This window comes from Fusobacterium ulcerans ATCC 49185 (assembly GCF_900683735.1).
Taxonomy (GTDB): domain Bacteria; phylum Fusobacteriota; class Fusobacteriia; order Fusobacteriales; family Fusobacteriaceae; genus Fusobacterium_A; species Fusobacterium_A ulcerans_A.
This window is the reverse complement of sequence record NZ_LR215979.1, coordinates 488130-512145: the sequence shown is the minus strand read 5'-3', so window position 1 is coordinate 512145 and position 24016 is coordinate 488130. Positions and strand designations below refer to the sequence as shown.

Genomic DNA, 24016 nt, shown 5'->3' with positions numbered 1-24016 from the left:
TTTCCATTTTATTCTTCTCTATTGTAAATTATAGCACAAAAAAAAACTTAAAAAAAGCTAAAGGTATATTTCTTGAAAACTATTTTTCTCTATGATACAATATAGAATAGTTTAATAGTAAATTGAGAACGAGGGATGGTATGAAAAAAATATTAAAATTTCTACATTTGAAATATTTATATCTTTATTTTGTTATTTATTTCATATCAAGTTATTTCTTTAATGGAAAATTAAAAAGTACTGATATATACTCAACCCTAGAAAATTATCTTGGTATTATAATTTTTCCAGCTCTACTTATGTTGGTACTTTCTTCTCTTTTTTTCTTTATTAAAGATAGAAAGAAAAAAATGGTACTCAATGTAAAGTCACATGCCTTTTTCATTTTATTAATAAGTTGTCTTTATCTTTTTATAATGTATAAATTAGAACTTCCTTTTACTAAGGAATTCGCAGATAATAATGTTATAGAAAGATTTTTAAATATTTCTATATACAAGTATAATATAGGATTAATTGCAGCTTATTTATTTTATCTTATTCTAAAAAACATTATGTATTGCTACATATATGCTGGGCTTGGTTTTTTAATATTTTCTACATTTTTCCTTATAACTATAAAATTTATTAAAACAACAATATGCAGAATTTATTATGAGCATAAGGAAAAGAAAAGAATTCAGAAAGAAGAACAGCTTTTAAAAGAACAGATAGCAATAAAAGAAGCTTTAGAAAAAAGAGAAGCTGATAAAAAACTAAAAATGGAATTAGAAAAAGAAATAAGAATAAAAGAGAGAGTTGAAGAAGTTATTCTTAACAAAGAGTTAGTTTTAGAAAGCTATTCTATTGATGAAAATGAGAATAATGATATAATAAATAATATAGAAGAAACTAAATTTGATGAGGAAGAGGATGAAGATTTCCTAAAGATAATTGATCCTGATTTTGTCAGCAAATCAAAAGATGACAAATCTAAGGAAGAAATTACTGAACAAGAAGAAGAAAAAATAGAAAATCCTGCTTCTGACATGGCTTATGAAAGCACTATTGATTTTCCATTGTTTACTATAACAGATTCTACAACTAAAAAAGAAACAGTTGATAATGCAGAAAATCCAATAGAATCTGTTAATGAAAAGCCAACAAAAAAACCTAAAAAAGAAAGAGAACTTTTAACAATAAGAACACCTGGAGGAAAAAAAGATGATTCTAGCTTCTAAATCTCCCAGAAGAAAGGAGATACTTGAAGATACTGGATTTAAAATACAGATCAAAAGTGCCCAAATAGAAGAAATAAGTGACAAAATATCAATTACTGATAAAATTATGGATATAGCAAGAAAAAAAACTTTAGCAGTTGCCAAAATGTATCCTGACGAATTTGTTGTTGGTGCTGATACAATAGTTGAAGTTGATGGAAAAATAATAGGAAAACCTGTTAATGAAGATGATGCTTTCAATACATTAAAAATATTATCAGGGAGAGAACATAATGTTATTACTGCATATAGTCTTATTAACTTATCTAAAAAAATAGATATTACAGATTATGATATTACTAAAGTTTCTTTTAGGGAATTATCTGATAATATGATAAAATGGTATATATCTACTAATGAACCTATGGATAAAGCAGGTTCCTATGGAATACAAGGAAAGGGAGCTGTTTTTGTCAATGGTATAAATGGAGATTTTTTCAGTGTAATGGGATTTCCCATTGGTAAATTTGTTGAAAAAATTTCACATTTAGGGATAGAACTAAAAGATATAGAAAATATATAATAAAAAACATAAATACATTTAGAGGTGAAGAATGAAAAGATATTTTAACAAACTTTTAGGTTTTTTTTCTGAGGACTTAGGAATTGACTTAGGAACATCTAATACATTAATATGTGTGAAAGATAAGGGAATTATTTTAAATGAACCTTCTGTAGTTGCTATAAATACAAGAACAAAAGATATATTTGAGGTTGGTGAAAGAGCTAAATTAATGATAGGTAGAACTCCAAATAATCTTGATACAATAAGACCTTTAAAAAATGGAGTTATCGCTGACTATGAAATAACAGAAAAAATGCTTGGTTCTTTTTATAAAAGAGTAAGCCACAATAGATTTTTTTCAAGTCCAAGAGTTATTATCTGCGTACCTGCTGGAGTTACTCAGGTTGAAAAAAGAGCTGTTATAGAAGTAACTAGAGAAGCTGGGGCTAGAGAAGCTTATCTTGTTGAAGAACCTATGGCTGCTGCAATTGGTATAGGGCTAAATATTTTTGAACCTGAAGGAAATATGATTGTAGATATTGGTGGAGGTACATCTGAACTTGCAGTTATTTCTCTGGGAGGAGTTGTTAAAACTTCATCTTTCAGAGTAGCAGGAGATAGATTTGACACTACAATAATAGAATATATCAGACAAAAGCATAATCTTTTAATTGGAGAAAAAACTGCTGAAGATATTAAAAAACAAATAGGAGCTGTTGTTGAACTTGAAGAAGATATCTCAATTGATATTAGTGGTAGAAATGCTCTTAATGGACTTCCTAAGGATATAAAAATATATTCTTCTGAAATAGTAGAAGCTTTAAGTGAATTACTACAGCAGATAATAGAAGAAATAAAAGTTATTCTTGAAAAAACTCCTCCTGAACTATCTTCAGATATAAAGAGAAGAGGAATATATATTACTGGTGGTGGAGCACTGCTTAGAGGTATAGATAAAAAGATTTCTGAAAGTCTTAATCTAAATGTAACTATTTCTGATGATCCATTAAATGCAGTTATAAATGGTATTCAAATACTTTTAAAGAATTTCCATATTTACAATAAAGTTTTAATTTCTCCAGAAACTGACTATTGATTTCAGAGAAAGAAGGGGTTATATGAAAAGATTTATTTTGATTTTTCTTATGATACATACCTTTTCATATAGTAACTATCTCATTAGTAATAGTGAGATAGTTCTTTTTTATGATAAAAATTTTAATAGTGTTCACTTCTTAAAAGGAGATGTTTTTAATCCAATAGATATCTCTAAAATAGAAGGAAAGCTAATTATTGATGGAAAGGAAATAATATCTATCAACCGTTTTTTTAAAAAAGCTGAAATAGTTCCTGAAACTAATATTTTAAAGCTTTACTATTCTATCAATGATCAGAATATAGATGTAACTATTATTCCATCTATGATAGAAAGAGAAAAACTGTATGTAATAGTAGATTTGAAAAGTCTGAAAACTGATAAAAAAATAGATTTTGCATTCCATATATTTCCACAGCAGGATAATGGAAATATAGAATTTATAAGAGAAACAAATTCATTTGTTTATGGCAAACATATTTTTTTTAAATCTGAAAATTATGGTGGACAGGTATTCATTGGAAGAGATGATGTAATTGAAAATTCAGTTCTGGAAGAGGTTACAACCAAAACTAAAAAATATCAAGATGATAATTTATATTATTTAATGAATAATATAAATAAAGATGAACCTATTCTTTTTACATTTAAATTTTTCGATAATTTTAAAAATAATAATCTTGTAAAAAGCAGCAGTGTTATGGCTAATGAATTTAACTACTGGCTTGGGCTTAAATCTAATCAAAAATCTTTTAAAAACCAGAAAGTTGTAGACACGCAATTAAGAATGCTAGATATCATAACTTCAAGAGCTGTTATCCCTGATTCTATTTCTTATAATAACAGCAAAGAAGATCTCACTAATAAAATAAAACTTTATTATATATCAAGCTTATTCAAAGATAATTTTGATGAAAGAAAAATGTTTGTTGATATTAATATAAGAAAAACTGAAACTGAAAGTGCTGCTTATTATACTTATCTTTTTAGATATCTAAATGATAAAAATAAAATGTTTGATATCAATTTTTTTAACTGGAAAATTAAACCTGAAGTTCTTTCTATGGTTGACTCCATTGAAAATGATGGAGAAATATTTGATGGCAGAGATAACATTTATAATTATCATACACAATATAAACTTTTAGAAATAATATCACAGTTAGATGAATTTAAAGAAGATATGAAGTTGATTGAAGAAAGAAAAAATCTTCTTCATCAGTTTATAATAAAACACTATACTTTTGAAGATGGAATAAAAACTAGAAGGGCAGATGAAAGAAGTAATTACAAGAATATTGCTTATTTGGATATACTTCCAAAAAACCACCAGAAAAAAATTCTTCTAGCTGATTATAAAAAATATTACAATAAAGCTTCTGGAGTTTTAGTTGATAAGGATAAAACTACAGTTGATATGAATTATAATTTGAATTTTGTCATAAAACTATATGAAAATGGATTTAAAGAAATGGCTGATAACCTTCTTACTAATCTTGAAACTTTAGTTGAAAAAAATAATTCATATATAATTCCTAAAATATATCTAAATAAAAGTAATTCTGCTGGAATATATGGAGAACCTCTTTATCTGTATTTAACAGCTGTCCAATATAGGGAGAATAACAATGAGCATACAAAATAAAATAGAAGCTATTCTTCTTCTAGGTGGAGATGAGGTAAAAATAAAGGATCTTTGTAAATTTTTCTCTCTTCCTATAGAAGAATTGATGAAAATATTAGAAGACTTAAAATTAGAAAGAAAAAATAGTGGTATTAATATAGAATTCAGTGGTGAGTTTGTCTATTTAGTAACTAACCCTCTATATGGTGAATCTATCAATCAGTATTTTGAACATGAAACAAAACCTAAAAAACTTTCAGGTGCTGCTCTTGAAACTCTTTCTATAATTGCATACAGACAGCCTATCACTAAAAGTGAAGTTGAATCTATAAGAGGAGTTTCTGTGGACAGAATAATCCAAAACCTTGAAGAGAAAAAATTTGTCAGAGTTTGTGGAAAAAAAGAAGGTATAGGAAGAGCTAATTTATATGAAATAACAGATAAGTTTTTAGGATATATTGGAATAAGTTCAATAGCTGAACTACCTAATTATTTAGAGGTAAAAGGGAGACCAGAAGATGGAGGAAATGAGAATCAATAAATATCTTGCTTCTCTTGGAGTTGCTTCAAGAAGAGAAGTAGATAAAATGATAGAAGAGGGAGCTATAAAAGTAAATGGAGAAAAGGCTGCTCCTGGCATCAAAGTCAGTGATAAAGACGAAATATGTATCAGAGGAAAAAAAATAGAAAAGAATACAGAAAAAAAAGTTTACTATATTCTTAATAAACCTCTTGAAGTACTGAGCTCATCAAAAGATGACAGAGGGAGAAAAACTGTAGTTGATCTTATTAAATGCAAAGAGAGAATATTTCCTATTGGAAGATTAGACTATAATACTTCAGGTCTTATTATTCTTACTAATGATGGTGAGCTTTTCAATAGAATAATCCACCCAAAAGCAGAGATATTCAAAGAATATTATGCTAAGGTGTTTGGAGAAATAAAAGAAGAAAATGCTGAACTTCTTAGAAAAGGCATTGAACTGGATGACGGAATGACTCTTCCTGCTAATGTTAAAATACTTAGAAGAGAAAGAGGGAAAACTGAACTTCTAGTTGCTATAAGAGAAGGGAGAAATCGGCAGGTAAGAAGAATGCTGGATAAAATAAATCATCCTGTAATTACTTTGAGAAGAGAAAAAATAGGTGACCTTTCTCTTGGTAATCTCAAATTAGGAGAATACAGAGAACTTACAAATGAAGAAATAAACTATTTATATTCATTATAAAATTTAAATTTTGAGGAGGAAAAGATGGCTTTAACTAGAGAAGAAGTTTTAAATGTAGCTAAGCTCGCTAGACTTAAATTCGCCCCTGAGGAAATAGAAAAATTCCAGGTAGAGCTGAATGACATACTAGGATATATTGATATGCTGGATGAAATAAATACTGATGAGGTAAAACCTCTTATACAGGTCAACAACACAGTAAATAATTTAAGAGAAGATAAAGTGAGAGAATCACTATCAGTGGAAAAAGCTCTTTCTAATGCTCCTGATTCTGGAGATGGAGCTATAGTAGTTCCAAAAGTTGTTGGTGAATAATAAAATATAAGGAGGATTCCCAAAATGGAAAATTTTTATAAATTATCTGCTGTTGAGATAAAAGAAAAAATCTCAAAAGGTGAGATAAAATCTGAAGATGTTGTAAAAGAAATATTTGAAAGAATAGAGAAAATAGATGGAAATATAGGAAGCTTTGTTCATCTTAGAAAAGAAAAAGCTTTGGAAGAGGCTAGAAAAGTTGATGAGAAAGTAAAAAATGGTGAAAAGCTTGGTGCTTTAGCTGGAATTCCTGTTTCTATAAAAGATAATATGGTATCAGAAGGAGATGTAAGCACTTCTTGTTCTAAGATACTTGAAGGATATACTGGAATATATGATGCTACTGCTGTAAAGAAACTGAAAGAAGCAGATGCTGTAATTATTGGTATAACTAATATGGATGAATTTGCAATGGGAAGTACTACAAAAACTTCTTGCTACAAAAAAACTAAAAACCCTTGGGATACTGAAAGAGTTCCTGGAGGGAGCAGTGGAGGAGCTGCTGCTTCAATAGCTGCTCAAGAAGCTTTTATATCTCTTGGATCAGATACTGGTGGAAGTATCAGACAGCCAGCTTCTTTTTGTGGAGTAGTTGGAATGAAACCTACTTATGGAAGAGTTTCAAGATATGGACTTATGGCCTTTGCTTCATCATTGGATCAAATAGGGCCTATAGCTAAAAATGTAGCTGATATTGCTCTTTGCATGAATGTTATCGCCGGTGAAGATGACTATGATGCCACTGTATCTAAAAAAGAAGTTCCTGATTATACAGAATTTCTAGGAAAAGATATCAAAGGAATGAAAATAGGAGTTCCTAAAGAATATTTTATTGATGGAATAAAAGAAGATGTAAAAAAAGTAATAAATGAAGCTCTTGAAAAATTTAGAGAACTTGGTGCTGAGATAGTTGAAATCTCTCTTCCTCATACTAAATATGCTGTTCCTACTTATTATGTACTAGCTCCAGCTGAGGCAAGTTCAAACCTTGCAAGATTTGATGGAGTAAGATATGGATACAGAAGCAAAGATATTAAAAATATAGATGACTTATATATTAATTCAAGAACAGAGGGATTTGGAGATGAAGTAAAAAGAAGAATAATGATTGGAACTTATGTATTGAGTGCTGGTTTCTATGATGCTTACTTCAAAAAAGCTCAAAAAGTAAGAAAGCTTATTAAAGATGATTTTGATAAAGCTTTTGAAAATGTAGATATCATCTTTACTCCTGTATCTCCAAGTACAGCTTTTAAATTAGATGATGTAAAAACTCCTATTGAATTATATCTTGAAGATATATTCACAATTTCTGCTAACTTAGCAGGTATTCCTGGTATTTCCATACCAGCTGGACTTGCTGAGGGACTGCCTGTTGGTATACAGCTTCTTGGAAAACCTTTCTGTGAAGGAGAACTTATACAAGCTGGAAATGCATTTGAAAAAATTAGAGGAGAATGGAAACTTCCTGTAATCGACTAGGAAGAATCTGTTTAGAAGGAGAGATAGATATGTTGAAAGAATGGGAATCAGTAATAGGGTTGGAGGTTCACCTTCAATTAAAAACTGGAACAAAGGTCTGGTGTGGTTGTAGTGCTGACTATGACAACGCTGACTCTAATACACATACTTGTCCTATCTGTTTAGGACATCCTGGAGCTCTTCCTAAACTTAATAAAAAAGTTGTGGAATATGCTGTAAAAGCTGGACTTGCACTTAACTGCAAAATAAATAATGAGAGTGGTTTTGATAGAAAAAACTATTTCTATCCTGATACTCCCAAAAACTATCAAATAACTCAATTTGATAAATCATATGCTGAAAAAGGTTCATTAGAATTCAAACTTAATTCTGGAAGAATAGTAAAAGTTGGTATCACTAAAATTCAAATAGAAGAAGATGCTGCAAAATCTATCCATGCTGAGCACGAATCTCTTATCAATTTCAACAGAGCTTCTATCCCATTGATAGAAATAATTTCTGACCCTGATATGAGAACTTCAGAAGAAGCATATGAATATCTTAATACTTTAAAAAGTATTATCAAATATACTGGTATCAGTGACGTATCAATGGAACTTGGTTCTTTAAGATGTGATGCTAATATCTCTGTTATGGAAAAAGGTTCTAAAGTATTTGGAACTAGAGTAGAGGTTAAAAATCTTAACTCATTCAAAGCTGTTGCCAGAGCAATAGACTATGAAATTGGAAGACAGATAGAAACAATAGAGAATGGTGGAAAAATAGATCAGGAAACTAGATTGTGGGATGAAGAAGCTCAAACTACAAGAGTAATGAGAAGCAAAGAAGAAGCTATGGACTATAGATATTTCCCAGAACCAGACCTTTTAAAGCTTGTTATTACTGATGAAGAGATAGAGAATATAAAGAAAATAATGCCAGAATCTAAGGCTGACAAGTTAGTAAGATTTATCTCTGATTATGGTATTCCTGAATATGATGCTAATATTCTTTGTGAAGACATTGAACTAGCTGATTATTTTGAAGCAGTTGTAAAAACTTCAAATAATCCTAAATTAAGTTCTAACTGGATAATGACTGAAGTAATGAGAAATTTGAAAGAGAAAAATATAGCAATTGGTATGTTCACCATCTCAGCTGAGCATTTAGGAGAAATAATTGCTCTTATAGAAAAGAATATTATCTCTACAAAAATAGCTAAGGAACTTTTCGAAATCAAGCTTGCTGATGACAGAGCTCCTGAGGTTATAGTAAAAGAAAAAGGAATGGTACAGGTAGCTGATACTGGTGCTATTGAAGCTATGATAGATGAAGTTATTAATGCTAATCCTAAAATGGTAGAGGATTACAAAAATTCTGATGAAGGAAGAAAGCCAAGAGTTATGAAAGGACTTATTGGTCAAGTAATGAAGCTTTCTAAAGGAAAAGCTAACCCTAATATGGTTACAGAATTAATGACTAAAAAACTAAGCTAAATATAATCAAACATAAGAAAGTTGATCTATAGACAGAAATATAATTTCTGCTTATAAATCGCTTTCTTTTTTTATTCTAACTTTTTTACTTATCTATACTTTCTTTTTTTATTTAAAAAGGATTCCCCTTGTTTAATTTGAATAAATATATTATAGAGATTAAAAGAGTTTGTTTGTAATTTATTATGGAGGTGTTTTTATTATGTCTATTAAAGGTACAGAAACTGAAAAAAATCTATTAAAATCTTTCGCTGGAGAGTCTCAAGCTAGAATGAGATATACTTATTTCGCTGAAAAAGCTAGAGAAGAAGGATATGAACAGATTGCTAATATTTTTATTGAAACTGCTGAAAATGAAAAAGAACATGCTAGAAGATTCTTTAGTTTTCTAGAAGGTGGAGAAGGACTTGAAATACAAGCTGCTTATCCTGCTGGATATGTTGGAACTACTTTAGAAAATTTAAAAATGGCTGCTGCTGGAGAACATGAAGAACATTCAGACCTTTATCCTCATTTTGCAGAAGTTGCTGAAAAAGAAGGATTCAAAGTTATAGCTGGAGTATTTAGACTTATTACTAAAGTTGAAATTGAACATGAAAAAAGATACTTAAAACTTTTAGAAAATGTAGAAACAGATCATGTATTTAAAAAAGATGGAAGTAACAGATGGAAATGTATCCTATGCGGATATGTTCACGAAGGACCTGAAGCTCCTGCTAAATGCCCAGTTTGCTTAAATCCAAAAGCATTCTTTGAAATAAAAGAAACTAATTACTAATATTATAAAAAGAGAGAGTGGTCACCCACTCTCTTTTTTATTCTACTCTTTTACAATTACAGCCCTCATCCATTTCTTAGAAAAGAAGAATATTGCTCCCATCAATACCCCAAACATAGAAGCCAGTGGAGCTCCTAATCCAAGTCCATACAATCCTTTATTAAGAAATATTCCTAAAAAATAACATGCTGGTATCCTTATAAACAATGAAGCTGAAGCACTGTTTATAAAAGAGAACTTTGTATGACCTGCTCCTATAAATAATCCATTCAAGCAAAATACAAATGGTACTAGAATGTAATCATAACTTATTGCATTCAAATATTCTACTCCATGCTTTATCATCTCTTCATCTTCCCCAAACATACTCAAACACTCTTCTGGGAAAATTCTCATAACTAAAAATATTACAAATGAAATTCCTAAAGAAAAAACTATTCCTGTCTTTAAAGTCTGTACAGCTCTTCTTATCTGTCTTGCACCAATGTTTTGAGCACTCATAGCTGAAACCGAAGCACTTACAGCAACAGTGGGAAGAATTGCAAAACTATTCAACTTACTTACTGCTCCAACAGCAGCAGAAGCAGATACTCCAAAAGTATTAGCTAAAGCTGTTAGAAATAGAAATGACACACTTACAATAGCATTTTGAGCTGATGTAGGTATTCCTATTTTCAGTAAAAGATCAAATCTATCTTTGTAGAATTTAAAAGAACTTGGTTTAAAATCAAATATAAAGCCATTTTTCTTCAAATAAATAATACACAATATCATACTCATAGCCTGAGAAATAACAGTGGCTATTGCTGCTCCCCCTGCTCCCATTCCATATTTAGCTACAAGCAATAAATCTAAAACAATATTTATTACACAAGCAATGGCAACAAAATATAATGGATTTTTACTATCTCCCATTCCTCTCATAACAGCACTAAGAGCATTATATCCAAATATAAATATTGTCCCTAACGTAGTTACAAAGAAGTAAGCTCTTGTTTCAGAAAAAGCTCCTGCTGGAGTCTGAATCAATCTTAATAATGGATCCATAGTAAATATCATCAAAGTAGTTATTACAACTGCTACTACCAGTAAAGTTGTAAATAGAGTACTTATAGTTTCTTTCATAGCCTTTCTATTTCCTATACCTAGATATTGAGCTACAAGAACTGTTCCTCCCACAGTAAATCCCATTACCATATTAGTTATTACAAACTGCACCTGTGAACCATTAGCAACTCCTGACATACTTGTAGTAGAGGCATATCTTCCTACTATTACCATATCTGCAACACTGTACAGTGTCTGTATCAAATTAGATATGAGAAATGGTACAGAAAATTTTATTAATTGTTTTACAACATTTCCTTTTGAAAGGTCATTTTCAAATTTATTCATTTGCTCTCCCCTTGAAATAATTATCATATTCTTTTCATTTTACACTACTTTTTTTAGAAATAAAAGTATTTATTCATAAAGAAATTAGATATTTTGAATAAAAAAAGAGAATGACTAAAAAGTTAGAATAAATTTTCCAGTAATTAAGCAAGCTACAATTTTAGCTGCTATAATTACTGAGATACAACAGTGGAACTGTTATAATCCTTAAGAAACCTTTCTAATGACATTCTCTTCTTTATAATTATAGTATCATCTATTTTTTATTAAAATTCAGTTAGTTTTTAAAGCTGTGGATAGGAGCAGGAATTCTTCCTCCTCTTTTGATGAAGTTTTCACAGCTAAATTTATTTACAGCCATTATAGGAGCATACCCCAACAGTCCACCAAATTCTACCATATCTCCTACTTCTTTTCCTATTACTGGAATAAGTCTGGCAGCAGTAGTTTTGTTATTTATCATACCAATAGCTGCTTCATCGGCTATGATACCAGAAATAGTTGCTGCTGTAGTACTTCCAGGAATAGCCACCATATCTAATCCAACAGAACATACACAAGTCATGGCTTCTAATTTTTCAAGAGTCAAAGCTCCAGCTTTTGCAGCTTCTATCATTGCATGGTCTTCACTTACAGGGATGAAAGCTCCACTTAATCCTCCAACATATGAAGAAGCCATTACTCCACCTTTTTTTACATTATCATTTAATATAGCAAGTGCTGCTGTAGTTCCTGGAGCTCCTGCATGCTCAAGTCCCATCTCTTGGAATATTTCTGCAATACTATCTCCAACAGCTGGTGTAGGAGCTAATGAAAGGTCAATTATTCCAAAAGGAACATTCAATCTTCTTGAAGCTTCCTGAGCAACTATCTGCCCGACTCTTGTTATTTTAAATGCAGTTTTCTTTACTACTTCACAAAGTGTTTCAAAGTCAGCATCTCTTACTTCCATCAATGCTCTTTTTACAACTCCAGGTCCGCTTACTCCTACATTAATAACACAGTCAGCTTCTCCCACTCCATGAAATGCCCCTGCCATAAATGGATTATCTTCCACTGCATTACAGAAAACAACAAGTTTAGCACATCCTATGCTATCTCTGTCTTTTGTAAGCTCAGCAGTTTCTAATATTATTTCTCCCATTTTTTTAACAGCATTCATATTTAAACCATTTCTTGAAGTTCCTATATTTATAGATGAACATACTCTCTCTGTAACAGCCAGAGCTTCTGGGATAGAGTCTATTAATATTCTGTCTGAAGGTGTGCATCCTTTTTGTACAAGAGCAGAAAATCCCCCTATAAAGTTTACTCCACACTCTTGAGCAGCTCTATCAAGAGTTTTAGCAATACTTACATATGAATCAGTTTTACATCCTGCTGCTGCAATAGCAATAGGTGTAACTGATATTCTTTTGTTTACTACTGGCACTCCAAATTGTTTAGCAATTTCATCTCCAACTTTTACTAGGTCTTTTGCATATGAAGTTATTTTTTTATATATATTTTCATTAAATTTATTAACATCTGGATCAGCACAGTCTATAAGACTGATACCCATAGTGATAGTACGGACATCAAGATTAGCTTCCGCTATCATTCTATTTGTTTCCTGTATCTCTACTCTGGAAATCATGACACTCCTCCTCTAAATTTCAAGCTGGTTGATTAAATACGGTGCATACAGTTAAAGATATCTTCATGCTGCATTGATATTATAACTCCCAATACTTTTCCAATCTGTCTAAGTTCTTCCCCTATAACTTCCATAGGTTTTGATGGAGCAGTGATATCCACTATCATCATCATATTAAAATAACCATCAACTATTGTTTGTGAAATGTCAAGAATGTTTACATTGGCATCTGATAAATAAGTACACACTTTAGCTATGATTCCAACTTTGTCTGTCCCTAAGACAGTAATAATACATTTCATTTCTTACCTCCTGAATTTTTTTATTTATATAAATTTTTTAATAACCTAAAATAATCCTAAAAGATTTTATAATTATACCAAAAAATACATCTTTTTACAATCACAAAAGAAAGTTTTATTTATTTACATTCTTTTTTAAATTAAATTATTAATATTTTTTATATATTCCAAGTTCACGTTTTTTTTCAGAAACTTTAGCTAAAAGAGTTCCTTCAATTACATTTCTATATCCCTGTTTTTTAATTATATTTTTTATATAATCTATATGAGGACATCTGTCATAATGATGATTGTCTGTAACCATACAAGAAGCTAAATGAATAACTGTTTCCTCTTTTTTTATAATATCTTCTTCCTTCAGCTTTCTGGACAGGTGACCCAATAGACTCGATATCTCTTTACCGCAACATCCTCCACATTCAAACATCATATACTGTATATTTTCTTCTTTAGAATAAATACTGAATGCCCTGTTTCTCTTATAAAAAGAATCCATACAATAAAAACCACTGCATCTTCTTTTTGCTATTTCACATTGTATTATCACTATCAGCTTAGTTTTTTCCATTTTCCCTCCTCATACATTTAATTTCTTTGTTAAAATAATAGTAGTCTAGAAAAACTTTTTTGTCAATTTTTTCAATCTAATTGTAACACAACTGTCACAATGTATTGGTATATTAGTATTATAAAATCTTTCCCCAAGATGTTTTATAATATAGATTTGTGAAGACAGGATAATTTGAAAAATGAGTTCAAATTATCCTGTTTTTCTTTACTAAAATTGAAAAATATATTAAAATATCAATAATCAGTAATCATTAAAATATTCAGGAGGAAAGAAATGATTAAAACAAACAAAGAATTTTTAGTTATGCAATCAGTAGGAGGAAAAGTACACAGCCCTACTATAGCTTCTCCTTACAGAATTTCCAGAGATGGAGATCCTATGATTTTACCAGCTACTGGTGGTATTTCTTACAATGTAAAAGTTGGAGATTCATGTATGACATGGGTAGGAGATCATGTTGAACCAGGAGTAAGTGTCAAAAATGATAATGTTAATGAAAATAATGCTCTTATGGTCCTTGGATGTATTGGAAATACAGCAAAAATAATGTCAGGAGATGCTAAGGGAGCTACTGGTTTTGTTACTGGGGGGCATGGTGGAATTGAACATACTCTTGTATATTTTGATGAAGAAACTTTAGAAAAATTAAATATTGATGATAAAATACTTGTAAAAGCTTTTGGACAAGGACTGAAAATAGTGGGATTTGATGATGTTGTTTGTATGAATATTGATCCTACTCTTTTAGAAAAAATGGAAATAAAAATAACAGAAGATGGATGTCTGGAAGTTCCTGTAGTTACTGAAATTCCTCCATACTTAATGGGGTCAGGAGTAGGAAGTGCTACTGCTTTTTCTGGAGATTATGATATCATGACTGGAGATAAGGAAGCAAATGAAAAATATGGTATCAATGAATTAAGATTTGGAGATATAGTTCTTCTCCAAGACTGCAACAACTGCTTTGGAAGAGATTATCTAAAAGGGTCAGTTACTATTGGGGTAATTGTTCACAGTGACTGTATAAAAGCTGGGCACGGACCTGGAGTTACTGCTATTATGAGTTGCCCTGTTTCAAAAATCAAAGGAAGAAAAGATAAAAATGCCAATATAGCATATTACCTAGGAATTACAAAATAAATTTAAAATATCCAGAAATTACAAACAAATTCAGAGATATATAAATTACAATTAAATTTAATATATCTAAAAGTTATAAATAAATTTAAAATATTTAAGATGGATGACAAAAACTCGTCCATCTTTTTTTACAAAAAACTTGTTGCATAAATCTTAAAAAGATGTTATATTAATTTTATGTGGTTAAACACATATTTTTCAAAAGGAGGATATATGGAAGACTATAATTTACAAAAATCATTGGGATTTAAGCTGGAACTTGCCTCTCGTCTTACAACTGGAAATTTCAGTAAAAAATTAAAAGAAGATAAGTTCCCTATTACTCCTGAACAGTGGGGAGTTATCAATTTTCTTCTCCATGAAGATGGACTTACTCAAAGTCAAATATCAAAACTAGTTGGAAAAGATCATACTTGTGTATCAAGACTTATAGAAAATCTTATTAAGAAAAATATTGTAAAAAAAATACCTGATACAGATGATAAAAGAATCAATCTCATATATCTAACTGAAGAAGGGAAAAAAATACAGAACAATGTTGTTCTCACTGTAAAAGAAAATCTGTATAAAGTTTTTGCTAATGTTACAGATGAGGAGAAAATTATATTTTCAAAAGTATTAGATAAAATAATAAAAAATTTGGAGTAGAGATATTCTAAATTTTTTGTTCAAATATGTGGTTAAACACATAAAATTAATGGGAGGATTTATAATGAAACAAATCAAATCTTTAAAATTTATACTTCTGATATTTCTGTTTATTTTTACAATTTCAGCTATGGGAAAAACTCCAGCAGGTGAACAGCAATTAAAAAGAAGCTATCTTATTCTCAATCTAACTGACCTCAATGATCTGCCTAAGGCTAACAGATGGCTGTTTAAAGATCATGCCTCTGACACAGTAAATATCAATGGACCTATCTTGGCTGGGTATTCTACCTATAGAGCTCTTCCTTTGCCTGAAGGAGCTGATCTTTATGGTGCATATAATTGGAGAATGACTGAACACTATTGGAGAGAAGATCCTTTTTCTATGGAAGATGAATTAAATCAAGGAACAGCTATGAGTGAAGTATGGGTAGAGGGATACAATGAAATGATAGGAAACCCTGTAAATTCTGAAAAGAGAGCTGACTGGGAAGAACAGGAAAATAAAAATGCTCACCCTGCTGCCTTTATTTTTGTAAACAGAAGAATAGACAACGACTTCAAAGGATATGGGCTCACAAGTGCTGATGGACCATTTTTTAGATTTGTAGCAGCTATCAAATATCCTGACAATGTTTCAGAAAAAGATGGAGAAGAATGGTTTATTAATTCTTTTATCCCTTCTATAATCAAACAGGATGATCTTCTGAGATGCTTTTCATATAAGGCTATTTCCCCTAAAACTTCCCCTTTTATAAGAGTAGTAGAATTCTGGTATAGAGATTCAAATACTTGGAAGAAAAACTGGGTAGATAATATGCCAGATACTGAAAAGCCAAAATGGGCTGAAAAAAATCAACAATTTCCTTATCTAAAACCATATAAAGATATTGTAAGTATATTTTTAGAAGAGCATGCAGAAAGAGATTTTTTGAGAGATGGAACTGAGTATCATTTTACAAATTAATTAAAAAAGTAGAAATAATAGTAATTTAAGGAGGAACAAATGAAAATATTAGGAATATCAGCAGGAACTAGAAATGGAAATAATGACTCTATGTGTAAGGAAGCTTTAATGGGTGCTAAAGAAATGGGAGCTGAAATTGAATTTATCAGACTTCTTGATCTTGATATAAAATATTGTACTGGATGTATAGCTTGTGTCAAAAGTCTAATGAGTGGTAAAGGCGGTCAATGTATATTAAAAGATGATTTTGAATGGCTGAGGGATAAAATGATGGATGCAGATGGAATTATCTTTTCTGTCCCTATTTTCGAAAAAGGAGCTGCTGCAATTTTCCGTTCACTGACAGATCGTTTTGGACCTAGAATGGATAGAGGAAATAATCTGGCTGCTACTGAGATAGCAAAGCAAACTAATGGAAAAGTTCCTGATCAAAGAGTTTTTAAAGAAAAAGTTATTTCATATATAGGTCTTGGAGGATCTGACTGGACTACAAGAATACAGTGTGATTTTGAAATGCTTTCTTTAACTCCTATGTGGAAAACTATAAATAATGAAGTTTTTTCATGGTCAAAAAATGTAATCATGGAAGATGAAAAAGTAGCTAAAATACATCAAATAGGAATTAATTTAGCTAAAGCTGCTGTTGATATGGAAAATGCTCAATACCTGGGAGATAAAGGAATATGTCCTCACTGTCACAGCAGAAACTTCTATCTAAATGATGATTCTACTAAAGCTATATGCTGCCTATGTGGAATAGTTGGGGAAATAAAAACAAAAGATGGGAAAGTAAAATTTGAATTTCCTCATGAACAATTAGAGCATGCACATAATACTATGCCTGGTAAATTTATTCATATGAATGATATTAAAAATAATGAAGAGGCATTGATAGAAACTAAAAAAACAGAAGCATATAGAGAACGTCTAAATAAATACAGAGAATTTATTCAGCCATCTCTTCCTATAAAATAATTTTAAAGTATTTTCATTATACTAAATATTTAAATATCAAAAAGAACCTAAATTACAGAATATAATTTAGGTTCTTTTTACAATATCATTTTTTATTATTTATTATGACTTTCTAATATTTTAGCAAAAGCCTCTACACCTTTTAATAATACTTTTTCATCAAAATTGAAATGACAGTTGTGAAGTGGATGAATGTATCCTTTCTCCTCATTTCTAGTTCCCAATAGGAAAAATATTCCTGGTACTTCCTGCTGATAGTAAGCAAAATCCTCTGATATTGTCAAAGCATCCTGCTCTCTATAATTCATATCCTTCATAGTTTCTGTAAATTTTTTATAAAGTTCTTTGTCATTTATTACTGGTGGATAAAGAATCACAAGATCTTCATCTATTTTTACATTGTAAGTAAGCTCTATTCCTCTATGTATCTCTTTCATCCTCTTGATTATAAATTCAGAATCAGACTGTGCAAATGTTCTTGCTGTTCCCCAGAACTCAACTTTTTCAGGAATTATATTCTGAGCACTTCCTCCAGAGAATTTACCTATTGTAATAACTCCTGGATCAAATGGAGAAAAGTTTCTTGAAATTATTGTCTGATAAGCATCTATTACTTTAGTAAAAGCAATAAGGGGATCTACAGCCTTATGAGGCATAGCTCCATGTCCGCTTTTTCCTGTTATTCCTACACTGATTACAGTAGCCTGTGCAAAGAATGGTCCCTCTTTACAAGCAACTACTCCTTCTGGAAGCTCTGGGAACAGGTGCATTCCATAGATAGCTTTTACATTGTATTTTTTGAAAATTCCTGTTTCTACTATATCTTTGGCTCTTCCAGGTGCTTCTTCAGCAGGCTGAAATATCAATAATACACTTTTTTCAAGTGGCTGTATAGTTGTTAAATATTTTGCAAAAGCTAAAAGAGTAGACATATGTCCATCATGTCCACAAGCATGCATTTTTCCACTATTTTTAGATACAAAGTCTATTCCTGTTTCTTCTTCAATATTTAAAGCATCTATATCACTACGGAAAGCTATACAATTATCTTTATCCTTTCCTTCAATATACACATATAGTCCTGTTTCTACTATATCTTTTGGCTCAAGTCCTATAGAGATCAAATAATTCTTTAGATACTCTTTTGTCTTAAACTCTTCTAAAGCTGTTTCTGGCATCTGGTGTAATGCTCTTCTATTCTTTACAATATCTTCTAATAAAAAATCTAAATTAAGTTCCATTATATATCCCCCTTTAGTTATACAGTTTTTAAGTATCTGAATACATATTAACATAAAAGCAGAAAAAATATAATAAAAATATGAAAAAGAACTTTTATATTTTTCCATTTGCAACCTTTCTTTGACATTCTGTAATCAAATATTTCCATTAATTCTACCACAGAGTAATAGCTAAATATTTATCAATATGGTAAAATTATACTATAAGAAAAACTTATCTTGGAGGAAAATATGGAAGAAGCTGGAAAAAATTTTATGAAACTATATGGTGTTTATCTTATTCCCTTAGCTAGATTTATATTCCTATTTGGAGCAATCTTTAATTGGAAATGGATAACTGATCCTGCTGGCGCTAAATTATTTATGAGGTTTATCTATAGAACATTTGGAGAAAAAGGCTACAGAATAACTATTGGAATATCTGGAGTTATTATTATCATTTGCAGTACCTTTCTTATAATGATGGATAAAAGAGGTTTTTAAAATATAAATAAAAAATCACAACAAACAAATTATTTAATATAAAACAGGAGGAATAAAATGGGAATGCTTGCACAATATATGGCTGTTGATAATAAAATATTCAATGGTATGTTAAAAATGAATAATGAAGAGATAATTGATAAAATAGAAGAATTATCTGAAAATGAACAGTGTGATATCTGTGATATTGATAAAATGTGGGATGGTCTTCATTTCCTTTTAACTGGAAGATCAGCTTCTGAACCAATAGAAAGTAATAAATTAAGTGAGGCAGTTGTAGGAACAGGCATATTTGATGAAAATGGGGATGATTTTCTAGCTTATATCAAATCTGAAGAATTGGCAGTTATAATAGGTGCAATGGAAAATATTGCTATTAATGAGTTATTAGACAAATATAATATGGATGACTTCAAAAATGCTAAAATATATCCTAATATTTGGGAAAAAGAAGATGAAAATGATATTCATGATGAACTTATCTTTTGCTTTGAAAGTATGCTGGATTTCTATAAAAAATGCAATAAGAAAAATATGAATATTATAGTAAGTATCTATTAATAAGTAGGGGGGAAAAATGTATAGTATAGGAAATATTGGAAACTTTGAAACTATTCCAGAGCCTGCTGCTGCCATATATGACAAGAATCTAAAAAAAATGCAGGAATTGTATGAAAGAGGCTGGAACATAAATGAAAAAATAAGTCTAGGAAAATATTCTAATGTTACTCCTTTAGAAATAGCTGTAATTACAAATAATTCTGCTCCTTTAAGATGGCTGTTGGAAAATGGTGCTTCTCTAGATGTAGGGAACTTTACCATCATAGAACAGGCTGCTCAGCATTGTAATGATAAGATTGTATCACTTTTGTTGAATCATGATGCTCTTGACTTCCTGCCAGAAAAAAAATATCCTGATATCTTTATTAGAATATCTTATGGAAAAAAATTTGAAAATATATCAATATTTGAAAAATATGGAATAACTGTAAAAAAATATGGTGGTCGTGCTTTAAGATCAGCAGCTTCTGATGGCAATATGAAAGAGACAAAGATGTGGGCAGAAATGGGAGCTGATTTAAATTATCATGAGCCTGATATGGTATTTCCATATGCTTCTACTCCTATTATTGAAGCTGTCAGAAGCGACCACACAGAAATTGCTGAATATCTGATAAAGCAAGGAAGTGATATCACTATTACTGATAAATATGGCGACCGTCCATATTCTCTTGCATCTAAAAATAAAAATCTTAAATTAATGGAATATTTAAAATCTCTGGAGCCTGCTGAATGGCATAATGAACAGGAAAAATTAAGAATGCTTAAAGATTATAAACTTCCTGCTGATATGCTGGAATATCTAAAAAAGGAACCTGAAAAAATTAATTTTTCTGAAAAAGAATACTATCCAAAATATATACGTTTCTATAAATTTATGGACTTACAAGAGATGAAGTGGAAAAGAAAAAAACTTCTTTCTTTGGTAGAAGAAGTAGAAAATTATGAGATATTTATAGTTTGGTCTCCATCAGAAAAAGCCATCTGCTATATAGATTCTGAACATGAAATATTTGCAAAAGTATGCACATGGAAGGAATTTATCAGCAATACTGAAAAATATATAATTGATATAATAGATGGAGAATACGATAATTAAGAATAACTGGAGGTATAAATGAAAATAACATATTTTAATGAATTTGATCCTCAAAATGATTATGCAGAAACTACTATCATTTTAGATGGCAAAGAAGTAGAATTGGATTTAAATTGTGAAGAGGTTATTGGTTCTACAGATTGGATTCCTGAATATGAAAAGTATGTAGTTCAATTAGAGAGAATAAAAAAAGATATTTTACAATATATAAACAACGATTTTATTGAAGAGGGATTAACAAAGGAATGGATAACTTTTCATTTAGAAGAAATAGATGAGGAATATATTGATGCTCTCTTAAAAAATGCAGAACAATTTTTAAATAAAGAAGAACAGGCACTATCTCTATTAAGGCTTAGGAGAATTGGACTTTATCCAGAATATGAAGGATATGCTATATGGGATTTTGTACTAGATGATGAGGTAAGTGATGAAATACTTACCCTGCAAACTGATATTAATGGCAATATATTAAATATTGCTTGGGAAAGTTAAAAATTTTAAGGAGGAAATTATGAGTTATGATTTAATGGTATTTGAATTTTCTAAAGCTCCTAAAACACAAGCTGAATTTTTACAATGGTATGAAATGCAAACTGAATGGGAAGAGGATCATGATTATGAAAATCCAGAAGTAACTTCTCCAGCTCTTAGAGCATGGTTTATGGAAATGATAAAAACTTTCCCTCAAATGAATGGACCTTTTGCTCTTGAAGATGATGAAATTGAAGATGACTCATATCTTACTGATTACAGTATTGGAAAGGATGTTATCTATGCAGGTTTTGCTTGGTCTTTAGCAGATGAAGCTTACGATTTAGTAAGAGAACTTTCAGAAAAGTATAAAGTTGGTTTTTTTGATGTCAGTGGCAATGGAGATATTTTTTATCCTGATGGAACTATCTTTTCTCATGATGAAGAGGAGCTATTAGAAGAAGAATATGAATACAGCTATGATGGAGCTACTGTCTATTTTGCTGTTAAAAAATTTGACAGTAATTTCAAATTATTAGATGATATGTATAGGGATGATTATTATCCAGATTTTTTGGTAGATAAAATAGCAGATGAAATTAAAAAAGTTATAGCTTTCTTAGAAAATGGAACTCATACTTATGAAGAGATACAAGAAAAGTTTGATATTATGACCATTGCTATCAATGATTTAGAAGAAGAATTTGAAGATAATGAAAGTGAAATAGAAACTGTAGCAAGAGAAAGTATAGGAGCTGCTGTTGACTATATTCTTGAATGGTTTGGAATAGCTATAGATGTAGAGGAAGCTATAGGAGAAAGGGAATGGTAATAAACAATGGAAAAAAGATTGAAAGATGAATTTGAAAATCTATTAGAAAAAGCTGAATATAGTAAAATAATAAAAAAAATTAAATCTATCCCACCTGAAGATAGAGATTATGAAATTAATAGTTATATGGCTAGAGCCTTCAGTGGAGAAGGAAAATTTGATAGTGCATTGAAAGTATTGTTCTCTATTGAAAAAGATGGAATAACTGACCCTCTATGGCATTACAGAATAGGATTTGCTTATTATTCTCTTGAAGAATTTGAAAAAGCTCAAAAATATACAAAACAATCTTTGGAATTAGATCCTAATGACAGATGGACAATAATGCTTTTAAGAGTATTAAATAAAAAATTAAATATATATGAAGGTAAAAAAACCGAGAATGATCTTAAAGCTATAGATTTTAAAAAATCAGATGTATTTACTGCTGAAACTTTATTCAGCATCTGGAAAAATGACCTTGCTGATCTATACATTGACACTGAAGATGATTTTAAAATCGATTCTTTTCTTCCACAGATAAAGAACAAATTAAAATGGATTGAAGATAATTCACAAATAATAGAAAAAGTGCTTATAGATGATGGAATACTTGAATTAGCTGAAGAATGGGCTTCCAGTGCTGAAGAAGCAGAGGATGAAGAGCAGGAATGCTATATAATGGAAGATGGAGAAAAAGTATTTTTTCCAATCTCTGAAAAAGATTTTACTGACAGTTTATATGTTGAAAGTATTACTATGAATATTGAAGACAATGAAATCTCTTTAGAAATATTTTTCTGCTGCTGTCCAGATTACTTTGCAGGACACTGTATAATAGTGGAAATAGATAAAGAAGGGAATATCACAAATCAAAGCTTGGCTGGATAAAATTTAAAAATTTTCCATGCTTTTAAACTATACAATCAAAAAGCTGATTTGAAGTTTTCCTTCTTGTCAGCTTCTTTAATAATTGAACTATTTTAAATTTATAGTATTTTTTCCTCAATTTATTTCTAATATTTTTGATTGTACAAATTTTATTGTCTTTTTAGGAATTATTTCTCTTATTTCATTTGATGTTGGACTTCCTATTCTTCTCTTTTTTCTTTTTAAAAGTGAAAATGTTCCCTTATTTTTAAACTTTACCTCTTCATCCATAGCTATTACTTCTGCTATAAGGTTAAATATCTCTTCTATCTCCTCTCTTGCTTCTTCATATTCTATTATTTTGTCTTTTTCTTTTCTCAATTTCTTGTAATATGATACAAATTCTCTAGTGTTCATATTCCTCCTCTATGAGAGTATTAAGCTCATTTACTTTATCTATCATTTTCATTCTGGGTCTAAATTTAATAACTTTCTTTTCTTCTGTCATCATCATTTCTCTAGTGGCTAAGTTTAATATTTTTCTAGGTTTTACTCTCCTTTTCTCAAATATTCCCCAGTCTTTTATTATTACTTTGTCTTCTACATCTAAAACATCAAAAAGAGCTTTCCAGAAAGAATCTAATCTTTCTTTTGCTTCTCTTATGCTTTTTAGATTCCTTCTTTCCTTGTATAAGGTTAAAAACTCTTTTTCTGTCATTTTTATTCCTTTCTTTTAGCATTTGTTAAAATAAGATATTTTTTATCAATTTTAAAATTTTGTAAAAATTACTACTTTTATAAAATTGAAAAAAGTTCGCATTATTACAATAATGAGAACTTTTATGCATTCAAAACTCAGCAAAGTCGTTTTAACATTTCTTAAAAATATCAACTTATGACTTTTTTTGGTATTGACAATATTCTGTTTTAGTAGTATTATTTTCCTATATAGTTCTATAATTCTAAAAAGTTTCAAAAAAAATTTTCTTGAAGAGATTTCTACAGGGCGCTTTATTGTAATAAGGCGAACTTTCACACCACTTGAACCCTTATTTTTTAAGAGATCATTTTTTACCTCTC

Annotated in this window: 27 protein-coding genes; 20 read left to right on the top strand and 7 right to left on the bottom strand. The window is 30.0% G+C overall.

Going from position 1 to position 24016, the window contains the following annotated elements:
* Nucleotides 1-416 precede the first annotated feature (416 nt).
* The 10 genes from E0E45_RS02320 to rbr all read left to right on the top strand — a co-directional run bounded on the left by E0E45_RS02320 (nucleotide 417) and on the right by rbr (nucleotide 9763).
* Nucleotides 417-1220, top strand: coding sequence for an ABC transporter permease (locus E0E45_RS02320; protein WP_232044039.1), 804 nt, complete (start codon nucleotides 417-419; stop codon nucleotides 1218-1220).
* Nucleotides 1204-1782 carry a Maf family protein gene (locus E0E45_RS02315; protein WP_130889669.1) on the top strand — a complete coding sequence of 193 codons (579 nt, stop codon included), beginning with the start codon at nucleotides 1204-1206 and terminating at the stop codon, nucleotides 1780-1782. Before E0E45_RS02320 ends, E0E45_RS02315 begins: the two co-directional genes overlap by 17 nt.
* Before the next feature lie 31 nt (nucleotides 1783-1813).
* The gene (locus E0E45_RS02310; RefSeq protein WP_130889668.1) at nucleotides 1814-2860 is read left to right on the top strand and encodes a rod shape-determining protein; all 1047 of its coding nucleotides are present in this window, start codon (nucleotides 1814-1816) and stop codon (nucleotides 2858-2860) included.
* A gap of 22 nt (nucleotides 2861-2882) precedes the next feature.
* Nucleotides 2883-4505, top strand: a complete 1623-nt coding sequence (locus tag E0E45_RS02305) for a hypothetical protein (protein WP_130889667.1) — start codon at nucleotides 2883-2885, stop codon at nucleotides 4503-4505.
* Nucleotides 4489-5025, top strand: coding sequence for an SMC-Scp complex subunit ScpB (scpB, locus tag E0E45_RS02300; protein ID WP_130889666.1), 537 nt, complete (start codon nucleotides 4489-4491; stop codon nucleotides 5023-5025). Before E0E45_RS02305 ends, scpB begins: the two co-directional genes overlap by 17 nt.
* Complete coding sequence (locus tag E0E45_RS02295; RefSeq protein WP_172604220.1) at nucleotides 5012-5713, top strand: pseudouridine synthase; 702 nt, start codon at nucleotides 5012-5014, stop codon at nucleotides 5711-5713. The genes scpB and E0E45_RS02295 overlap by 14 nt, the downstream gene beginning before the upstream one ends.
* Nucleotides 5714-5737: 24 nt before the next feature.
* Nucleotides 5738-6028 (top strand): Asp-tRNA(Asn)/Glu-tRNA(Gln) amidotransferase subunit GatC, encoded by a 291-nt coding sequence (gene gatC, locus E0E45_RS02290; protein ID WP_130889664.1) that lies wholly within the window; start codon nucleotides 5738-5740, stop codon nucleotides 6026-6028.
* A 24-nt stretch (nucleotides 6029-6052) separates the two neighbouring features.
* Nucleotides 6053-7510 carry an Asp-tRNA(Asn)/Glu-tRNA(Gln) amidotransferase subunit GatA gene (gatA, locus tag E0E45_RS02285; protein ID WP_130889663.1) on the top strand — a complete coding sequence of 486 codons (1458 nt, stop codon included), beginning with the start codon at nucleotides 6053-6055 and terminating at the stop codon, nucleotides 7508-7510.
* Nucleotides 7511-7539: 29 nt separating this feature from the next.
* On the top strand, nucleotides 7540-8985 hold the full coding sequence (gene gatB, locus E0E45_RS02280; RefSeq protein WP_130889662.1) for an Asp-tRNA(Asn)/Glu-tRNA(Gln) amidotransferase subunit GatB: 1446 nt from the start codon (nucleotides 7540-7542) through the stop codon (nucleotides 8983-8985).
* Nucleotides 8986-9187: 202 nt separating this feature from the next.
* Entirely contained in the window at nucleotides 9188-9763 is a 576-nt protein-coding gene (gene rbr, locus E0E45_RS02275; protein WP_130889661.1) for a rubrerythrin, read from the top strand.
* 42 nt (nucleotides 9764-9805) lie between these two features.
* Here rbr and E0E45_RS02270 read toward each other — a convergent pair whose 3' ends face one another.
* The 4 genes from E0E45_RS02270 to E0E45_RS02255 all read right to left on the bottom strand — a co-directional run bounded on the left by E0E45_RS02270 (nucleotide 9806) and on the right by E0E45_RS02255 (nucleotide 13664).
* The gene (locus E0E45_RS02270) at nucleotides 9806-11158 is read right to left on the bottom strand and encodes an MATE family efflux transporter (protein ID WP_130889660.1); all 1353 of its coding nucleotides are present in this window, start codon (nucleotides 11156-11158) and stop codon (nucleotides 9806-9808) included.
* Nucleotides 11159-11435: 277 nt separating this feature from the next.
* On the bottom strand, nucleotides 11436-12794 hold the full coding sequence (locus E0E45_RS02265) for a PFL family protein (protein ID WP_130889659.1): 1359 nt from the start codon (nucleotides 12792-12794) through the stop codon (nucleotides 11436-11438).
* A gap of 32 nt (nucleotides 12795-12826) precedes the next feature.
* Nucleotides 12827-13096: an ACT domain-containing protein gene (locus E0E45_RS02260; RefSeq protein ID WP_005952196.1), complete on the bottom strand. Its 270-nt coding sequence runs from the start codon at nucleotides 13094-13096 to the stop codon at nucleotides 12827-12829.
* A 148-nt stretch (nucleotides 13097-13244) separates the two neighbouring features.
* Nucleotides 13245-13664 (bottom strand): CGGC domain-containing protein, encoded by a 420-nt coding sequence (locus E0E45_RS02255; protein WP_130889658.1) that lies wholly within the window; start codon nucleotides 13662-13664, stop codon nucleotides 13245-13247.
* Between the two features lie 276 nt (nucleotides 13665-13940).
* Between E0E45_RS02255 and E0E45_RS02250 the strand changes: the two genes are divergently transcribed.
* From E0E45_RS02250 to E0E45_RS02235, 4 genes are all read left to right on the top strand, one after another.
* A complete protein-coding gene (locus tag E0E45_RS02250) occupies nucleotides 13941-14807 on the top strand; it encodes a DUF4438 domain-containing protein (RefSeq protein WP_130889657.1) in 867 nt (288 codons plus the stop codon).
* A 213-nt stretch (nucleotides 14808-15020) separates the two neighbouring features.
* Nucleotides 15021-15455 (top strand): MarR family winged helix-turn-helix transcriptional regulator, encoded by a 435-nt coding sequence (locus tag E0E45_RS02245; RefSeq protein WP_130889656.1) that lies wholly within the window; start codon nucleotides 15021-15023, stop codon nucleotides 15453-15455.
* Between the two features lie 64 nt (nucleotides 15456-15519).
* A complete protein-coding gene (locus tag E0E45_RS02240; RefSeq protein ID WP_130889655.1) occupies nucleotides 15520-16422 on the top strand; it encodes a hypothetical protein in 903 nt (300 codons plus the stop codon).
* Between the two features lie 39 nt (nucleotides 16423-16461).
* Complete coding sequence (locus E0E45_RS02235) at nucleotides 16462-17397, top strand: flavodoxin family protein (protein ID WP_130889654.1); 936 nt, start codon at nucleotides 16462-16464, stop codon at nucleotides 17395-17397.
* A gap of 95 nt (nucleotides 17398-17492) precedes the next feature.
* Here the strand turns inward: E0E45_RS02235 and E0E45_RS02230 are convergent, their stop codons facing one another.
* Entirely contained in the window at nucleotides 17493-18638 is a 1146-nt protein-coding gene (locus tag E0E45_RS02230; RefSeq protein ID WP_130889653.1) for a M20 metallopeptidase family protein, read from the bottom strand.
* Between the two features lie 231 nt (nucleotides 18639-18869).
* On the opposite strand from E0E45_RS02230, the gene E0E45_RS02225 reads away from it, so the two are divergent.
* The 6 genes from E0E45_RS02225 to E0E45_RS02200 are packed head-to-tail and all read left to right on the top strand — an operon-like array spanning nucleotide 18870 to nucleotide 22957.
* Entirely contained in the window at nucleotides 18870-19121 is a 252-nt protein-coding gene (locus tag E0E45_RS02225) for an Imm17 family immunity protein (protein ID WP_130889652.1), read from the top strand.
* A gap of 57 nt (nucleotides 19122-19178) precedes the next feature.
* On the top strand, nucleotides 19179-19682 hold the full coding sequence (locus E0E45_RS02220; protein ID WP_130889651.1) for a YfbM family protein: 504 nt from the start codon (nucleotides 19179-19181) through the stop codon (nucleotides 19680-19682).
* Nucleotides 19683-19698: 16 nt separating this feature from the next.
* Nucleotides 19699-20781, top strand: a complete 1083-nt coding sequence (locus tag E0E45_RS02215) for an ankyrin repeat domain-containing protein (protein WP_130889650.1) — start codon at nucleotides 19699-19701, stop codon at nucleotides 20779-20781.
* An 18-nt stretch (nucleotides 20782-20799) separates the two neighbouring features.
* Nucleotides 20800-21276, top strand: a complete 477-nt coding sequence (locus tag E0E45_RS02210) for a DUF2004 domain-containing protein (protein WP_130889649.1) — start codon at nucleotides 20800-20802, stop codon at nucleotides 21274-21276.
* Nucleotides 21277-21295: 19 nt separating this feature from the next.
* Nucleotides 21296-22087, top strand: coding sequence for a DUF5713 family protein (locus E0E45_RS02205; RefSeq protein ID WP_130889648.1), 792 nt, complete (start codon nucleotides 21296-21298; stop codon nucleotides 22085-22087).
* A gap of 6 nt (nucleotides 22088-22093) precedes the next feature.
* Complete coding sequence (locus E0E45_RS02200) at nucleotides 22094-22957, top strand: DUF2262 domain-containing protein (RefSeq protein ID WP_130889647.1); 864 nt, start codon at nucleotides 22094-22096, stop codon at nucleotides 22955-22957.
* Between the two features lie 114 nt (nucleotides 22958-23071).
* On the opposite strand, the gene E0E45_RS02195 is transcribed toward E0E45_RS02200, so the two are convergent.
* Together E0E45_RS02195 and E0E45_RS02190 are read right to left on the bottom strand one after the other, a co-directional pair.
* Nucleotides 23072-23353, bottom strand: coding sequence for an HU family DNA-binding protein (locus E0E45_RS02195; protein WP_130889646.1), 282 nt, complete (start codon nucleotides 23351-23353; stop codon nucleotides 23072-23074).
* Nucleotides 23343-23654 carry an HU family DNA-binding protein gene (locus E0E45_RS02190; RefSeq protein ID WP_130889645.1) on the bottom strand — a complete coding sequence of 104 codons (312 nt, stop codon included), beginning with the start codon at nucleotides 23652-23654 and terminating at the stop codon, nucleotides 23343-23345. The genes E0E45_RS02195 and E0E45_RS02190 overlap by 11 nt, the downstream gene beginning before the upstream one ends.
* Between the last annotated feature and the right edge of the window lie 362 nt (nucleotides 23655-24016).

Excerpts from the sequence above, each read along its gene's own strand:
- E0E45_RS02200 (WP_130889647.1), top strand. The coding sequence starts at position 22,094 with ATGGAAAAAAGATTGAAAGATGAATTTGAAAATCTATTAGAAAAAGCT.
- E0E45_RS02220 (WP_130889651.1), top strand. The coding sequence starts at position 19,179 with ATGGGAATGCTTGCACAATATATGGCTGTTGATAATAAAATATTCAAT.
- rbr (WP_130889661.1), top strand. The coding sequence starts at position 9,188 with ATGTCTATTAAAGGTACAGAAACTGAAAAAAATCTATTAAAATCTTTC.
- E0E45_RS02250 (WP_130889657.1), top strand. The coding sequence starts at position 13,941 with ATGATTAAAACAAACAAAGAATTTTTAGTTATGCAATCAGTAGGAGGA.
- E0E45_RS02295 (WP_172604220.1), top strand. The coding sequence starts at position 5,012 with ATGAGAATCAATAAATATCTTGCTTCTCTTGGAGTTGCTTCAAGAAGA.
- E0E45_RS02245 (WP_130889656.1), top strand. The coding sequence starts at position 15,021 with ATGGAAGACTATAATTTACAAAAATCATTGGGATTTAAGCTGGAACTT.
- E0E45_RS02225 (WP_130889652.1), top strand. The coding sequence starts at position 18,870 with ATGGAAGAAGCTGGAAAAAATTTTATGAAACTATATGGTGTTTATCTT.
- E0E45_RS02260 (WP_005952196.1), bottom strand. The coding sequence starts at position 13,096 with ATGAAATGTATTATTACTGTCTTAGGGACAGACAAAGTTGGAATCATA.
- E0E45_RS02210 (WP_130889649.1), top strand. The coding sequence starts at position 20,800 with ATGAAAATAACATATTTTAATGAATTTGATCCTCAAAATGATTATGCA.
- E0E45_RS02195 (WP_130889646.1), bottom strand. The coding sequence starts at position 23,353 with ATGAACACTAGAGAATTTGTATCATATTACAAGAAATTGAGAAAAGAA.
- E0E45_RS02270 (WP_130889660.1), bottom strand. The coding sequence starts at position 11,158 with ATGAATAAATTTGAAAATGACCTTTCAAAAGGAAATGTTGTAAAACAA.
- scpB (WP_130889666.1), top strand. The coding sequence starts at position 4,489 with ATGAGCATACAAAATAAAATAGAAGCTATTCTTCTTCTAGGTGGAGAT.
- E0E45_RS02265 (WP_130889659.1), bottom strand. The coding sequence starts at position 12,794 with ATGATTTCCAGAGTAGAGATACAGGAAACAAATAGAATGATAGCGGAA.
- gatB (WP_130889662.1), top strand. The coding sequence starts at position 7,540 with ATGTTGAAAGAATGGGAATCAGTAATAGGGTTGGAGGTTCACCTTCAA.
- E0E45_RS02190 (WP_130889645.1), bottom strand. The coding sequence starts at position 23,654 with ATGACAGAAAAAGAGTTTTTAACCTTATACAAGGAAAGAAGGAATCTA.
- E0E45_RS02255 (WP_130889658.1), bottom strand. The coding sequence starts at position 13,664 with ATGGAAAAAACTAAGCTGATAGTGATAATACAATGTGAAATAGCAAAA.
- E0E45_RS02310 (WP_130889668.1), top strand. The coding sequence starts at position 1,814 with ATGAAAAGATATTTTAACAAACTTTTAGGTTTTTTTTCTGAGGACTTA.
- E0E45_RS02315 (WP_130889669.1), top strand. The coding sequence starts at position 1,204 with ATGATTCTAGCTTCTAAATCTCCCAGAAGAAAGGAGATACTTGAAGAT.
- E0E45_RS02305 (WP_130889667.1), top strand. The coding sequence starts at position 2,883 with ATGAAAAGATTTATTTTGATTTTTCTTATGATACATACCTTTTCATAT.
- gatC (WP_130889664.1), top strand. The coding sequence starts at position 5,738 with ATGGCTTTAACTAGAGAAGAAGTTTTAAATGTAGCTAAGCTCGCTAGA.
- E0E45_RS02240 (WP_130889655.1), top strand. The coding sequence starts at position 15,520 with ATGAAACAAATCAAATCTTTAAAATTTATACTTCTGATATTTCTGTTT.
- E0E45_RS02230 (WP_130889653.1), bottom strand. The coding sequence starts at position 18,638 with ATGGAACTTAATTTAGATTTTTTATTAGAAGATATTGTAAAGAATAGA.
- E0E45_RS02320 (WP_232044039.1), top strand. The coding sequence starts at position 417 with ATGTATAAATTAGAACTTCCTTTTACTAAGGAATTCGCAGATAATAAT.
- E0E45_RS02205 (WP_130889648.1), top strand. The coding sequence starts at position 21,296 with ATGAGTTATGATTTAATGGTATTTGAATTTTCTAAAGCTCCTAAAACA.
- E0E45_RS02215 (WP_130889650.1), top strand. The coding sequence starts at position 19,699 with ATGTATAGTATAGGAAATATTGGAAACTTTGAAACTATTCCAGAGCCT.
- gatA (WP_130889663.1), top strand. The coding sequence starts at position 6,053 with ATGGAAAATTTTTATAAATTATCTGCTGTTGAGATAAAAGAAAAAATC.
- E0E45_RS02235 (WP_130889654.1), top strand. The coding sequence starts at position 16,462 with ATGAAAATATTAGGAATATCAGCAGGAACTAGAAATGGAAATAATGAC.